General features: G+C 66.2%; 14 protein-coding genes. 6 read left to right on the top strand and 8 right to left on the bottom strand.

Going from position 1 to position 12,950, the window contains the following annotated elements; genetic code table 11:
- The first annotated feature begins 10 nt into the window (after positions 1-10).
- Positions 11-970 carry an ABC transporter ATP-binding protein gene (locus C450_RS02775; RefSeq protein ID WP_005039723.1) on the top strand — a complete coding sequence of 320 codons (960 nt, stop codon included), beginning with the start codon at positions 11-13 and terminating at the stop codon, positions 968-970.
- A 33-nt stretch (positions 971-1,003) separates the two neighbouring features.
- Here C450_RS02775 and C450_RS02770 read toward each other — a convergent pair whose 3' ends face one another.
- Genes C450_RS02770 through C450_RS02755 form a run of 4 tightly spaced genes read right to left on the bottom strand, consistent with a single transcriptional unit; the run spans position 1,004 to position 4,145 of the window.
- Positions 1,004-2,569, bottom strand: a complete 1,566-nt coding sequence (locus C450_RS02770) for an alpha/beta fold hydrolase (RefSeq protein WP_005039721.1) — start codon at positions 2,567-2,569, stop codon at positions 1,004-1,006.
- Positions 2,566-3,111 (bottom strand): poly(R)-hydroxyalkanoic acid synthase subunit PhaE, encoded by a 546-nt coding sequence (locus tag C450_RS02765; protein ID WP_005039719.1) that lies wholly within the window; start codon positions 3,109-3,111, stop codon positions 2,566-2,568. Before C450_RS02765 ends, C450_RS02770 begins: the two co-directional genes overlap by 4 nt.
- A gap of 42 nt (positions 3,112-3,153) precedes the next feature.
- Positions 3,154-3,834: a hypothetical protein gene (locus C450_RS02760; RefSeq protein ID WP_005039717.1), complete on the bottom strand. Its 681-nt coding sequence runs from the start codon at positions 3,832-3,834 to the stop codon at positions 3,154-3,156.
- Complete coding sequence (locus tag C450_RS02755) at positions 3,831-4,145, bottom strand: AbrB/MazE/SpoVT family DNA-binding domain-containing protein (RefSeq protein WP_005039714.1); 315 nt, start codon at positions 4,143-4,145, stop codon at positions 3,831-3,833. The genes C450_RS02760 and C450_RS02755 overlap by 4 nt, the downstream gene beginning before the upstream one ends.
- Positions 4,146-4,372: 227 nt before the next feature.
- Here C450_RS02755 and C450_RS02750 point away from each other — a divergent pair, with 227 nt between their 5' ends.
- Entirely contained in the window at positions 4,373-4,969 is a 597-nt protein-coding gene (locus C450_RS02750) for a MaoC family dehydratase (RefSeq protein WP_005039711.1), read from the top strand.
- On the opposite strand, the gene C450_RS02745 is transcribed toward C450_RS02750, so the two are convergent.
- From C450_RS02745 to C450_RS02735, 3 genes are read right to left on the bottom strand one after another with little or no spacing between them, the layout of a single operon-like run.
- A complete protein-coding gene (locus tag C450_RS02745; RefSeq protein WP_005039710.1) occupies positions 4,966-5,829 on the bottom strand; it encodes an alpha/beta fold hydrolase in 864 nt (287 codons plus the stop codon). The two genes, C450_RS02750 and C450_RS02745, sit on opposite strands and share 4 nt — an antisense overlap.
- 45 nt (positions 5,830-5,874) lie before the next feature.
- Positions 5,875-6,399, bottom strand: a complete 525-nt coding sequence (cgi121, locus tag C450_RS02740; RefSeq protein ID WP_005039707.1) for a KEOPS complex subunit Cgi121 — start codon at positions 6,397-6,399, stop codon at positions 5,875-5,877.
- 29 nt (positions 6,400-6,428) lie between these two features.
- A complete protein-coding gene (locus tag C450_RS02735; protein ID WP_005039705.1) occupies positions 6,429-8,699 on the bottom strand; it encodes an ATP-dependent DNA helicase in 2,271 nt (756 codons plus the stop codon).
- A gap of 439 nt (positions 8,700-9,138) precedes the next feature.
- Here C450_RS02735 and C450_RS02730 point away from each other — a divergent pair, with 439 nt between their 5' ends.
- On the top strand, positions 9,139-9,417 hold the full coding sequence (locus C450_RS02730) for a ferredoxin (protein WP_005039703.1): 279 nt from the start codon (positions 9,139-9,141) through the stop codon (positions 9,415-9,417).
- A gap of 324 nt (positions 9,418-9,741) precedes the next feature.
- On the top strand, positions 9,742-10,104 hold the full coding sequence (locus C450_RS02725; protein ID WP_005039701.1) for a nuclear transport factor 2 family protein: 363 nt from the start codon (positions 9,742-9,744) through the stop codon (positions 10,102-10,104).
- 40 nt (positions 10,105-10,144) lie between these two features.
- Here the strand turns inward: C450_RS02725 and serS are convergent, their stop codons facing one another.
- On the bottom strand, positions 10,145-11,527 hold the full coding sequence (gene serS, locus C450_RS02720) for a serine--tRNA ligase (RefSeq protein WP_005039699.1): 1,383 nt from the start codon (positions 11,525-11,527) through the stop codon (positions 10,145-10,147).
- A gap of 202 nt (positions 11,528-11,729) precedes the next feature.
- On the opposite strand from serS, the gene C450_RS02715 reads away from it, so the two are divergent.
- Positions 11,730-12,632, top strand: a complete 903-nt coding sequence (locus C450_RS02715; RefSeq protein ID WP_005039696.1) for an MBL fold metallo-hydrolase — start codon at positions 11,730-11,732, stop codon at positions 12,630-12,632.
- A gap of 36 nt (positions 12,633-12,668) precedes the next feature.
- Complete coding sequence (locus C450_RS02710; protein ID WP_005039693.1) at positions 12,669-12,935, top strand: hypothetical protein; 267 nt, start codon at positions 12,669-12,671, stop codon at positions 12,933-12,935.
- Positions 12,936-12,950 lie beyond the last annotated feature (15 nt).

The following is a 12,950-nucleotide window of genomic DNA, read 5'->3' as shown; positions in this document are numbered from 1 at the left end:
CCTAAAACGCATGGACGACGAGCGACGGACTGGATCGGCGACGACCGACGAGGACGAGCGAACCGCCGATTCGCGATCCACGTCGGACTCGCCTCGCGTGACCGACGGTGGTGTGACCGCGGCGTCGGCTGCAAGCGAGGCGGTCCATCGTCAAGCCGCGGCGGACGACGCGGAGCCGCCACGGAGTGCGCTCGTCGGCGAGGATCTCGCCATCAGCTATCCGACCACCGAGGAGCCGGTCGTCGAGTGTACGCGTGTCGACATCCCCGAGGGCGAGATGACGGCGCTCGTCGGCCCGAACGGCTCCGGGAAGTCGACGCTGCTCAAAACGCTCTCCGATCACCTCGCGCCCGACGGCGGCGCGGTCGCGCTGAACGGCCGCGCGATCAACGAGTACGGCTCGAAGGAGCTCGCCCGCGAACTCGGCCACCTCTCCCAAGAGAACGACTCGCCCGGCTCGATCACCGTCGAGGACCTCGTCTCTCACGGCCGATACCCGTATCGCGGCACGTTCGAGTCGGTCGACGACGCCGATCGCGCCGCGGTCGAGCGCGCGATCGACCTCGCGGGGATCGATCACCTCCGTGACACCGAAGTCGGCCAGCTCAGCGGCGGCCAGCGCCAGCTCGCGTGGATCGGGATGGTGCTCGCCCAAGAAACCGACGTCCTCCTGCTCGACGAGCCCACCACCTTCCTCGATCTCCATCACCAGCTTCGGGTGATGGAAACGGTACGACGGCTGAACCGTGAGAAGGGCGTCACCGTCGCGGTCGTGCTCCACGACATCGCCCAGGCTGCACGCTTCGCTGACTACCTCATCGCGCTCAAAGACGGCGCGGTCTACGACTGGGGCCCGCCGGCCGACGTCGTGACCGAGGGACTGCTCGCCGATGTGTTCGGCGTCGAGGCGGTCGTCGAGGGGACCGATCACGGCCCGCGTCCGGTCCCCATCCGACCGCTCGACGGCTGAAAAGCGTTCTTTCTACAACCCGTTGGCCGCAACTCAGGACGCCTGTTCGATCCACTCGGTAGCGCGACTCTCGGACACTTCGGCAGCGTCGGCAACAGTTGCAGCGTCGGCGGCCGCGAGGTCCGCGGTCGTCTCGACCCCCGCCCCGCGTAGCCGCGCGGCGTAGGTGTCACCGATCCCGGAAACGGTTTCGAGACCCGACTCGTCGTCAGCCTCTGCGTCGCTTCCATCATCGCTAGCGGCCACGTCGTCGGCCGTTTCGCTCGCACTCTCGATTTCTATTTCGGCGGCCTCGGTGTCGAGCTGTGACCGTTCCTCGAACCACTCGCAGACCTGCGGCCAGACGTTCTCGTGGGAGCTACCCGAGACCGAGAGCCCGATGTGGCCCGTCGGATACTCGATGATTGCGGTGTCCTCGCTCGCGATGACGTCGTTGAACGGTTTGCTCGTCTCGGAGGGGATGAGATGGTCGTACTCGCCGGTGATCTGGAGGACGGGCATGTCGATGTTCGCGAGATCGACGTGCTCGCCGCCGTCAGCGCGCTCGCCGCCGTCGGACTCGCTTCGCTCACGGCTTCGCCGTTCGCCGTTCCGAGGTCGTTCGAGAGGCGCGTCGCGCCTCTCGTGATGACGAGACGCCGAAGGCGTCTCGGACCACGCTCCCTCTGGTTGCGCCTCGCTTCGCTCGCCCGACGAGGATCGCGAACCGGCGGTTCGCTCACCGCCGAGGTACAGCTCGTTCTCGTAGAGCTTGTTGTCCTGATAGATGTCCTCGACGAACTGGGCGAACGTCGCGCCCGCGACATCGATTCCCTCCGAGAGCCACCGCTCCATCCGCCCGAAGTTTTCGACGAAGTCGTCGTTGTCGAGGTTGTCGTACAGGCGGACGTACTTCGAGACGTAGTTCGAGACGGGATCCATCAACGCGAAGCCCACATCGAGCATCTCCGCGGGTGCGTTGCCGTAGGTCGCCCGGAGTTCGTCGGGCGAGAAGAACTCCTCGTCGCCCCAGAGTTCGAGTACTCCTCCAGTGTCGTCGAAACAGAGCCCGGCGGCCATCAGCCCGAGATTCCGGACCTTCTCGGGGTGGAGCGCGGCGTACATCGCCGACATCGTACCACCCATGCAGTAGCCCAGAATATTGATCGAATCCTGGTCCGACTCCTCGCGGACTTCGTCGACGCAGTTCTCGATGTATCGGTTCACGTAGTCGTCGAGGGTGAGATGCTGATCGAGCCTGGAGGGTTCGTTCCAGTCGATCATGTAGACGTCGAAGCCCGCCTCCAGGAGCCGCCGGATCACCGACCGGTCGGGCTGGAGGTCGAGGATGAACGGCTTGTTGATCAGCGCGTAAATCACGAGGATCGGCACGTCGTGCTGTTCGTCGGTCCGCGGCTCGTAGTGGAGGAGTTCGAGCTTGTTCTCGGTATACACTACTTCGCTCGGGGTCTCGCCCACCTCGACCGAGAGCATCTGGTTCAACTGCTCGGGCGCGACCGTGGTCTTCTCGACCGCCTCGGCGGCGGCCTCGAAGCTCCGGCGCTGGGCGTCGAGCGCCGTCGTGAACGGGTTGAACGCCCCCGTACCGCGGTCGCTCATTCGTCCTCCAGCAGCCGGTCGAGCTTCTTCGACACCTCGTGTTGGCGGCGTTCGAGTTCGACGAGACGTTCACCCACCTCGTCGATATCGTCGCGGGTGGCAAAGCCGAGCGCTTCGAGCGTGTCCTGACTCAGGTCGTCGACGTCCTCTTGGAGCTCCATCAGGTTCCCGACCATCTCGCCGGTTCCTGCGGCGAACGCGCTGGTGCCCATCACCTCGGAGAAGGCCTCGTTCGCGCTCTGGAGCCAGATGTCCCGGAGCTCCTGTACGTCGACGTCTTCTCCCTCGGCGGCCGCGGTGAGCCGGGTGGTCATCTGCTCTGCGGCCTCCATCCAGACGTCGACGGCGCGCTCGTACCCCTCGATCCCCTCCTTCGTGGTTCCCTCGTCGGGCATCGACCCCTCGAACGCGCCCATCCACGACTCCATGAACGCGGCTTGGGCCTCCATGTTCTGCTCGAAGGAGTTCGCGACCGCGTCGTTCATCTCGGTCATCATCGCCGCCCAGTTCTCCTGTACGTCCTCCGGGTTCATCTCGCTCATGGTGGGTTGTGGTCGGGTGGTGGCTAAAAGGTGTGTTGCCGCTCAGGCCGTCTCGTCTTCGACCGCGATCTCGAACGCCTCGGTCTGGGACTGGAGCTGCTCTTCGAACGCCGCGGCCTGCTCGCGGAGGCGCTCCTGGAACGCCGCTGCCTCGTCGAACTGGTCGTCCATCCGCGCCTCGAACTGCTCTTGGAGTTCTTCCGTGCGTTCGAGCTGCTCGTCGAGCTGCGCTTCGAACGCGTCCTCGAACTCCTCGGTTCGCTCCTCGGCTTCGTCGATCGTCGCGAGGGTCTCCTCGTGGAGTTCCTCGTGGGCGTCGAGCAGCTCCTCGACTCCTTCGCCGACCGCCTCGGTGGACGAGACCGCAAGCTCGTCGTGGCTATCGAGGGTTTCCTCGGCCGCGCGCTCGAACGCGTCGAAGGTCTCGGCATGGGCGGCGGTCAGCCGGGCAAACCCCTCGTCGGTCGCTTCGCGGACCTGCTCGACGCCGGTCCCGCTGGCGGGAACGGTCGCCGCGACGCTATCGAGGTAGCTTTCGGTTGCCGCGTGGAGCAGCTCGACGCCCTGGCGCTGGATCGTTTCCTGGCTTTCGAGGCCCGAGAGCGCCAGGCGGCCAGCCGTCCGCTGGAGGTCGAGGCCCTGCTGCATCGCCTCGTGGCTGCTGGTGATCGCGGATCGTTGCATTGCGAACGCTGCGTCGATGGGGGTTGTGTACTGGCTCATGAGTCGTCCTCGCGATTGCGTTTGACCGGCACGACGACGGTTTGGACGATGTCGCCCTCCTCGATGTCGAGCGCCTCGCGCTCGGCGTCGGGGATCGAGATCCGGCCGCCGCTCTGGACACGGGTCTTGAACGTCGCCGTTCCCATGCTCGACGCCGCGAACTCCGGAAGCCCGTTCGGCCCCGACCCGATGCCCGCGGTCATCATCTGGCGAGCGAACTCCGTCTGTCGCTCGACGGCCTGCTCGCCCGCCTCTTGGAACTGCTCAGCCCATTGTGCCGGCGGCCACGTCGTCTCGTCGTTGTCGGTCATCGCTTACCCCTGTCTACTCGTCCAGACGACATAAGACTTCCCTCCAATACCATTTATTGCCATAGAGTTCCTTCGAACACCGCAAACCGACTGTCACTCCCGCCATCCTGCTGAACGATGTTTCGCGCTCCGACGTGTTACTCGCCCGAAAAACGGTGCTATCGACCGATCGTCGACGCTTCCGCTTAGCATCGTTTAAGTATTCTCGGGGATGATAACTACTGTCAATGAGTTCCGGATCTCGGCACGACACGTTCGCGGATGCGTGGCTCCGCGGCTCGACCCGGTTTCTCGAAAACGTCTTCGAAGCGAACCGGGCCGCACTTGCGGCGTTTGGCGGGCACGAGACCGACGACACGCCGGCCGAGGGCGCGCTGGCCGGCGCGGAGCGTCCGGAGTGGGAAGTCGATCTCACCGAACATCGACGCGACGCACTCTCGGTCGGCGATCGTGTCCGGTTCACGAAAACGCTCACCGATGCCGACGTCCGAGCGTTCGCGCGTGCCAGCGGCGACACCAACCCTCTCCACCTCGACGAGAGCTTCGCCGAACGTACCCGCTTCGGTGGTCGGATCGTCCACGGCACGCTCGCCTCCGGGCTCATCAGCGCCGCGCTCGCCCGCCTTCCAGGATTGGTGGTTTACCTCTCTCAGGACGTCGAGTTCCAAAACCCAGTCGGGATCGGCGAGCGCGCGACCGCCGAGTGCGAGATCGTCGAGGACCTCGGCGAGCATCGCTATCGGATCGCGACGCGAGTCACGACCGACGACGTGACCGCCATCGACGGCGAGGCAGTCGTCCTCCTCGACGAGGTCGACGATTAGAGAAACTCGCCAACGGCGCGATTGAATTTCTCGGACTGCTCTCGCGGCGGCCAGTGTCCACATCGCTCGATGATCTCACACCTCGCCCCCGGAATCCGCTCCGCGGCCCGCTCGGACCACGCGACGGGGAAGATCGGGTCCTCGCGCCCGTGAATCAGGAGGGTCGGCACATCGAGTTCGTCGAGTCGGTCGCGATAGCACGTTTGGAGCCCACTCGCCCGGAACTCGTTGCGCTGCCACCTGGCGAGCGCCCGGGCCGCTCCCGGCGTGATCGATTTCTGTACATCGGCGACGAATTCGGGGGATGCGGCGACGGTGAGGCCCGCGAGGCTGCCCGCGACGGCAGCCGGGTTCAGGCCGAACCCCGCGCTCAGGAACTGATCGAACCCCGGCACGCGGAGCAGGCCGTACCCACCCGGTCGCCACGGCGCGTCCCGTCCCAGTCCGTAACTGTCTACGAGAACCAGTCGTTCGACCCGCTCGCTGTCGAGTGCGTGACCGAGCGCGAGCGCGCCGCCCATCGAGATGCCGACGAGGCGCACTCTCTCGACGTCGAGCGTCGCAAGGAAGGCTTGGAGCGTCTCACGATAGTAGTCGGTCGTGTACGCGACGTCCGGTGCGTCGCTCTCGCCGTGGCCAGGCAGATCGGGCGCGAACACTTGGTTTTCCCGAGCGAGATGCGGAAGGAGGTGTTTCCACGAGACGCCTGCGGCGTCGAGCCCGATCCCATGCAGGAGGACGATCGGCGACTCGTCGGCCTCGGTCTGACCGGCAGCGAGATATCGCAGTTCGACCGAATCTCCGTCGACGGCGACCTCGACCCGCTTCGATTCGACGCGTGCCGTCGACCCGGTTCGCATACGTAGGCTCCGCTCGCGGCGGGCATGACCTTTCGGAAACCCCACTCACTTCTCGACGTCGAGCAGTGCGACCCGCTCGCCCACCAGGGCGTCGAGTCCCGCGTGCGTGGCCGCGAGTTCCGCATCGCCGATCCCGAAGAAGTCCCGAACGCGCGCTTCGTCGAACTCGTCGAGCGTGTCGGTCTCGCTGAGGACACGAGCGGTGTCGAGTCGCTCCACGACTGCCGCCGCAGCCGCCCGCTCGTCGTTCGTTTCGCCGTCCTCGTCCGCCGCCACGACCACGACGACCGATCCCTCGCCCGCGTCGACCCCGAGTTCGAGCGAGCGTTCGATCTGGCGGCGTCCGGCGGCGTACAGCAGTATCTCGACCGCGCGCTCCCGTGCGACCGCCTCGTCGCGCGCCCGCGCACGATCGGCCAGTTCGAGCGCACGTTCGAGGTGGCCGCGCGAGACGATATAGCGCGCGTCGAACGCCTGAATCGCACACCCATGATCGTCGCCGATCACGCCGAGCCTCGCGACGAACCGATCGACGTCCTCGATCGTCGCCCGCCCCTCGACGAGTTCCATTCAGCGCTCACCCCGCTTGACCATCGCCATCAGAACTCACCGAGACTCGACTGGTCCTCGCGGTCGGCTTCGCCTCGCGCTGCGGTGCCGTCTTCCTGGCTGTTCGACCCCCCGCTCTCGACGATCACCGATCCTTCTGGCTCGATGCCTTCCATCGAGGGATCGGCCCGGCCGACGTTGTCGAGGACGTTTTCGGCGGTCTTCCGTCGACCGCGGAGCGCACCGAGCACGACGGGTTTATCCGCGTTGCGGAGGTCGGCGCGGGTCTCGATCCCGGTTTCGAAGAGCCGGCGGGCGCGCTTGCGGCCGACGCCGCGCACGCCAGCGAGGTCGATCAGTTCGGACTGGATGCCGTGCTGAACCCGAGTTCTGGCCTCCCTGACGGCTGGTGCCCATTCGAGACCGAGCTCGCCGGCGAGTCGCTCCGCAGCGGAGAGGAGCCACTCCGCGGTGTCGACCTTCCCCCGGAGGTCGCCCGGCCCGATTCCGTACCGATCGGTGATCTCGCCCTCGTCGAGTTCGCTCGCCCAGTCTTCGAGCATGCGCGCGGTTTTGAGCGCCGAGAGCCAGTCCTCCCACCGGTCCTCGAACTCGCTCGGCACACTCCCCAGGAGTTCGGTCTCGCGCTCGTGGGCGAGCATGGTGTACTCCTCGCTGTCGCCCGATCGGAGGTAGAGCTCGTACATGTCGGGCGTGCGACTCGCGAGATGAAAGAGTCCGAGCGCGCTCGGACGGTCGTCGGCCGCGCGGAGCCCGTCGACGATCTCGGCAGCGCTCATCGGATCGAGGTAGAGCCGCGAAACGGTGTGGCCGAGCGACGTGGCCTGGAGCTCCTCGCCATCGCGATCGAGGAAGTCGTTCACCACGAGGTAGTCGAGCATGTCGTCCGTAACCCGCTCCAGACGACCGCTCTCGTCGGTCTGGGTTGCATACAGCGTCCGATCGAGGAATTCGAGGAGTCCGGACCGCGAACTCGCGAAGCCCGACGCCACGGTGGCAAGGAGGTGGGTACGGAGGGCGGGCTCGGCGGCGAGTTTCGAGCGGACGGGTTCGGGTTCGGTCCAGATATACCGGTCGAAGAGCTCGTCGAGTTCGTCGTGGCTGTTGGCGAGCAGGAGTGATTCGCCGTAGGGATCGAGTCCCGGCCGTCCGGCACGCCCGCACATTTGGTGGACCTCCAGCACCGAGAGGGGCTTCATCCCACCCGCCTCGCCGTCGTACCGTCGCCAGTCACGCACCACCACCCGCCGGCTCGGGGTGTTGACGCCGGCGGCGAGGGTCGGCGTCGCCGCAACCACCTTGAGCGCGCGCTCACGGAAGGCGTCCTCGACCAGCTCGCGGTGGTCGGAGGCGAGTCCCGCGTGGTGGAAGGCCGCGCCGCGCTCGACCGCGCTCGCGAGGTCTTCGCTGGTCTCGGTGTCGCTCACGTCGCGGATTTCGGCGGCCACGTCCGCCAGCCGCTCGCGTTCCTCGTCGGTGAGTCGTGATTCGACCGTGTCGGCGAGCCGCCGCGCCGACGCCTCGGCGTTGCGCCGCGAGTTCACGAACACCAGCGTCGAGCCGCCGTCGTCGAGCGTGTCGCGGACGATCGCGGCGGTCGGCTTCTCGCCGTCTCTGACCCCGAGCTCGTGCTGCTCGCCGTCCTCTAAGTGAATGGCCTGGCCGTAGTGGACACCCTTCTTGAGGTCGATCGGCCGCCACGTCGAGTCGACCAGCTCGGCGTCGAGCCACTCGGCGAGAATCTCTGGATTGCCGATCGTCGCCGACAGCGCCACGACCTGCAATCCCGGATTTCGCTGGCGGAGCTTCGCGAGCGTGACTTCGAGGGTGGGGCCGCGATGGCCGTCGTCGACGAGGTGGACCTCGTCGCTCACCACACAGGAGAGGTCGTCGATCCACGGCGCGTTGTTGCGCACGAGAGAGTCGACCTTTTCGGAGGTGGCGACGATGATGTCACACGTCGCAAGCCACTCGCCGTCGGACTCGTAGTTCCCCGTGGAGACCCCCACGCTGAGACCGTACTCCTCGAAGGCCTCGAACTCAGTACGCTTCTCACCTGCGAGCGCGCGCAGCGGGACGATGTAGAGCGCTTTCCCGCCGCGCGCGACGCTCGCACACATGGCGAGCTCGGCGACGAGGGTCTTTCCGCTCGCGGTCGGGACGCTCGCGACCAGGCTCTCGCCCTCCGTGACGCCCGCATCGACCGCTTCCGCCTGTGGGGGGTAGAGCTCCTCGATCCCCTCCTCCTGTAGATGGTCGGGCAGCCACTCGGGGACGCCCGACAGCGCCGAGACGTTCATTACCTACTCTCTGCCCGTTCTTCGGTTTAAACTGTTGTCTCGCACGGCGGAAGTGAACAGCGCGAAACAGCACCCGTTCGTCACGGGGCAGATCTGGTGAACTCGGTCACGCCGACCGCCGCGAGTACCGACTCAAATGAGAGACCGCCACCGCACCGCGACAGCCACACCCTCCCCAGCCGACTCCTTCGCTCGCTCACTTCGTTCGCTCCCTCAGTCATCCACCGTCAGAGCTACGCTCTGACGTGCCTGCACTCGCTGCTCACGGCTCGCTTCGCTCCCCGTTCACGTCCGCGGCCCTCCCTTCGGTCGCGCCGCGCTCCGCTCCCGCGCGCCACCCAGAAACCCAAATACTCACGACGGCGCGTCGTGGTTCTCGGCTCGGACCGGGCTGTCGGCTTGCCGTCAGCCATATGTCCGCGCCGCCGAAATCGCTGGTATGCGCATCGAGTACGACCGCGACACCTGCATCGGGATGTTCCAGTGCGTCGCCGAGTGGGACGGGTTCGAGGCCGACGAGGACGCCGGGAAGGCGATCCTCGTCGACGGCGAGGAACGCGAAGAAAGCACCGCAGCGCGAGGCGACGCCGACCGCGAGGGCACCACGGTCGTCCGCGAGATTCCCGACGACGCGGAGCTGGATGCGAAGTTCGCCGCGAGAGCGTGCCCCGTCGACGCCATCGCGGTCTACGACGACGGCGAGCGCATCATTCCCTGAACGTCTGCGGACGACTCCGTACCGAACCGACACAACTGTTATATCGATCGGCGAAGACACTTCGATTGAGACAGTATGTCACGGCGCGAGGGACACACCCATCTCGCTGAGTGGGCGGCTCTCGTCGGGGCCGATCTCCCCGAGGGCGTGCTCGACGGCGATCCCGAAAACGGCTGCTGAGCCCGCCGTCCGTCGGCTGGGACAGTCCGGACCAGGGATGCTGCGTGCGTCGCCCACTCCGAGAGTCCCCAGTCGTCCTGCCGTCCGCTCGGGTCGTACCGATAGTGTCGTCAGGTTCTTCTCTCCGACCGCCGATCCGCGCGTATGAGCGCGACGGCTGTCGTTCGATCGTACTACGCCGCCATCGACGAGAGCCGGTACGATGATCTCGCCGGCCTGCTCGCGGCCGACTTCGTCCACGAGCGTCCCGACCGGACGTTCGGGGGGCGCGAGGCGTTCGTCGTGTTCATGCGCGACGACCGTCCCCGCACCGACACGACTCACGAACTCGATGCGATCTATACCGACGAACCCAGCGGGGACGTGGCTACGGGAACCGAGACCGGTGGCGAGGTCGCCGTCCGTGGACGGCTGCTCGGTGCGGACGGCGAACGACTGTTCGGGTTCGTCGATGTCCACACCGTCGAGAACGGATCGATAGCACGCATTCGAACCTACACCGACTGAGATCGACCGTTCGGGACCGTTCCGGTGCGCCGCCGGCGATTCACTCCTTCCTGCCCGCCCCGACCGCGCTCTCGCCGACGGGTTCGTGGCCCTCGATGACCTCCTGACCACCCATGTACGGCCGGAGCGCCTCGGGCACCTCGACCGTGCCATCGGGGTTCTGGTAGTATTCGAGGATGGCGACCATCACGCGCCCGACCGCGGTCCCCGAGGCGTTGAGCGTGTGGAGATAGTCCGCCGACTCGTGGCGCTCCGGGCGGTACCGGAGGCCGGCCCGACGCGCCTGAAAGTCCTCGAAGTTCGACGCCGAGGAGACTTCGAGCCACCGCCCGCCCTCCTCGGGGCCGTCGTCCATGTCGTCGCCGGGGGCCCACACCTCGATATCGTACTTCTTCGCGGGCGCGAACCCGAGATCGCCGGTACACATGTGAAGCACCCGGTAGGGAAGCCCGAGCCGTCGCAGCGGTTCGGCGGCCTCCTCGACGAGCTCTTCGTGGCGGTCGTAGCTCTCCTCGGGACGGACGAAATTGACCAGCTCGACCTTGTTGAACTGGTGAACGCGGACGATCCCGCGGGTTTCGGTGCCGTGCTCGCCCGCTTCGCGCCGGAAGTTCGGCGTGTACGCCTGGTGCTTGAGGGGAAGATCGTCGTCCAGCAGGATGTCGTCGCGGTACATGTTCGTCACCGGCACCTCCGCGGTGGGACAGAGCCAGAGATCGTCGTCGTCGTAGCCCTCGTGCTCGTCCCCGCCGACCCGGTAGGCGTCCTCGTTGAACTTCGGGAGCTGGCTGGTGCCGGTCATCGATCGCGAGTTGACCGGGATCGGGGGGAACACGTCGACGTATGACTGTTCGCGATGGACGTCGAGCATGAACTGGATCAGCGCGTGCTCCAAGCGCGCGCCATCGCCTTTCAGGAAATAGAACCCCCCACCCGTGACCTTCGCGCCGCGCTCGAAGTCAAGGATATCCAACTCCTCGCCGAGGTCGTAGTGGGGCACGACGGGATCGGCCAGGTCGCGCAGATCGTCGAACCCCTCGCGGCGGACCTCGACGTTGTCCGATTCGTCCGCACCCACAGGAACGCTCTCGTGGGGGACGTTCGGAATTTCGAGGAGAGCGTCGTCGAGTTCTGCTTCGAGTTCGTCGGCACGTTCCTCGACCTCTTGGATCTCGTCTTTGAGCTCTTGGGAACGCTCGATGGCGTGCTCGGCCTCCTCGTCCTCGCCGGCCGCTTTGAGATCGCCGATCCGATCGCTGATCTGGTTGCGCTCATGGCGGAGCTCGTCGCCCCGGTTCTTGTGCTCGCGCCACTCCGTGTCGATTTCGAGCACGCGATCGAGATCGACGTCGTCGGCCCCGCGATCGGTGAGCGCTTGCCGGACCTCGTCGGTGTGGTCGCGGAGATACTGTCTGCTGAGCATTTGTCGGCGGTTTCACTCCCGGAGAGAAGTCTTTGTCGATGGAAGTGACGGAATCGACGCCATCCGGGGCCAGACCGGTCTCACGATCGTTCCCGTCCGTATCTCGACCACGATCCGTTCTCTTCGTCTGTATCCCGACCACGATCCAGCGACACCGTGCTCCCTGCGGGGGACTTTTGGGCCCACCTCGCGTGGGGTCGGCATGGCCATCGGCGACGTCTTCGCAGTCGAGGGGTGTCCGGATCTCTACTACGTCGACACCGGGATGTACGACACCGAGGAGTACGGCGCGGTGTACCTCCTCGACGCCGAACGACCCGCACTGATCGACACCGGGATCGGTACGCGCTACGAGAACATCCTCGCTTCCCTCGACGAGGTAGGGATCGCCCGCGAGGATCTCGCCTACATCCTCCCGACCCACGTCCACCTCGATCACGCCGGCGGCGCGGGCTACCTCGCCGAGGCGTGCCCGAACGCCACGGTCATGACTCACGAGATCGGGGTTCCTCATCTGATCGATCCCGAGGCTCTCGTCGCGGGCACCAAGGCCGCCGTCGAGGACCAGTGGAGCTTCTACGCCGAACCGAAACCCGTCCCCGAGGATCGGATCGAGGGGATCGCGGGCGGCGACGCGATCGACCTCGGGGATCGAACGCTCGACGTCCACCACGCGCCAGGCCACGCACCCCACCAAGTGATGTTTCATGACCGCGCGACCGACGCGCTGTTCACCGGCGATGCCGCCGGCATCTGGATTCCCGGGATCGAGCGGATCCGTCAGACCTCGCCCCCCTCGAACTTCGATCTCGACGCCTGCCTCGACGACGTCGAGACCATCCGCGAGATCGAGCCCGACGTGCTCTGCTTCGGCCATTTCGGCCCCCGCGAGTACGACGACGCGCTGATGACCGAGTACGCGCGCGTCCTCGAAGAGTGGGTCGCGGCCGTGGCGGACAAACGCGCCGAACTGGGAGATGACGAAGCGGTGATCGAACACTTCGTCGAGACGAGTGAGATGGTCGATGTGTGGGGCGAGCGCAAGGCCCGTGCCGAGGAGCGGCTGAACACCCGAGGCGTGCTCGCCGCCCTCGACGAACAGTAACACAACAGCTTTGTGAAAAAAGAACGGTGCGCCGGTATGGATAGTTCACGTCTCGCCGGCGTTGGGTTTCTCGTGGCCGGTCTGGTCGCCCTCTTCCAGTTCGGCGTCGATCCCGCCATCACCACCTCAGCGGTTTTCGGTGCCGTCATTGGTGTCGGGTGCTGCGCGCTCGGTGTCCTCTGGCTGCGAAACGGTGCCGGAACGGATACCACCCGTGACGGACGATCGGTTCCAGCCCCCGTCGCCGTCGTGGCTGCTGTCATCTTCTTCGGACTTGGGGTTGCAGCCTACGTCGCTGTCTGACTCCGTCCCCGCGAC

Source organism: Halococcus salifodinae DSM 8989 (assembly GCF_000336935.1).
GTDB classification, from domain to species: domain Archaea; phylum Halobacteriota; class Halobacteria; order Halobacteriales; family Halococcaceae; genus Halococcus; species Halococcus salifodinae.
Note: the sequence above shows the minus strand (reverse complement) of the source record. Positions and strands in the feature narration are given on the sequence as shown.

Bases quoted from the DNA above. Each gene is read 5' to 3' on its own strand.
- C450_RS02775 (WP_005039723.1), top strand. From the start codon at position 11: ATGGACGACGAGCGACGGACTGGATCGGCGACGACCGACGAGGACGAG.
- C450_RS02770 (WP_005039721.1), bottom strand. From the start codon at position 2,569: ATGAGCGACCGCGGTACGGGGGCGTTCAACCCGTTCACGACGGCGCTC.
- C450_RS02765 (WP_005039719.1), bottom strand. From the start codon at position 3,111: ATGAGCGAGATGAACCCGGAGGACGTACAGGAGAACTGGGCGGCGATG.
- C450_RS02760 (WP_005039717.1), bottom strand. From the start codon at position 3,834: ATGAGCCAGTACACAACCCCCATCGACGCAGCGTTCGCAATGCAACGA.
- C450_RS02755 (WP_005039714.1), bottom strand. From the start codon at position 4,145: ATGACCGACAACGACGAGACGACGTGGCCGCCGGCACAATGGGCTGAG.
- C450_RS02750 (WP_005039711.1), top strand. From the start codon at position 4,373: ATGAGTTCCGGATCTCGGCACGACACGTTCGCGGATGCGTGGCTCCGC.
- C450_RS02745 (WP_005039710.1), bottom strand. From the start codon at position 5,829: ATGCGAACCGGGTCGACGGCACGCGTCGAATCGAAGCGGGTCGAGGTC.
- cgi121 (WP_005039707.1), bottom strand. From the start codon at position 6,399: ATGGAACTCGTCGAGGGGCGGGCGACGATCGAGGACGTCGATCGGTTC.
- C450_RS02735 (WP_005039705.1), bottom strand. From the start codon at position 8,699: ATGAACGTCTCGGCGCTGTCGGGCGTCCCCGAGTGGCTGCCCGACCAT.
- C450_RS02730 (WP_005039703.1), top strand. From the start codon at position 9,139: ATGCGCATCGAGTACGACCGCGACACCTGCATCGGGATGTTCCAGTGC.
- C450_RS02725 (WP_005039701.1), top strand. From the start codon at position 9,742: ATGAGCGCGACGGCTGTCGTTCGATCGTACTACGCCGCCATCGACGAG.
- serS (WP_005039699.1), bottom strand. From the start codon at position 11,527: ATGCTCAGCAGACAGTATCTCCGCGACCACACCGACGAGGTCCGGCAA.
- C450_RS02715 (WP_005039696.1), top strand. From the start codon at position 11,730: ATGGCCATCGGCGACGTCTTCGCAGTCGAGGGGTGTCCGGATCTCTAC.
- C450_RS02710 (WP_005039693.1), top strand. From the start codon at position 12,669: ATGGATAGTTCACGTCTCGCCGGCGTTGGGTTTCTCGTGGCCGGTCTG.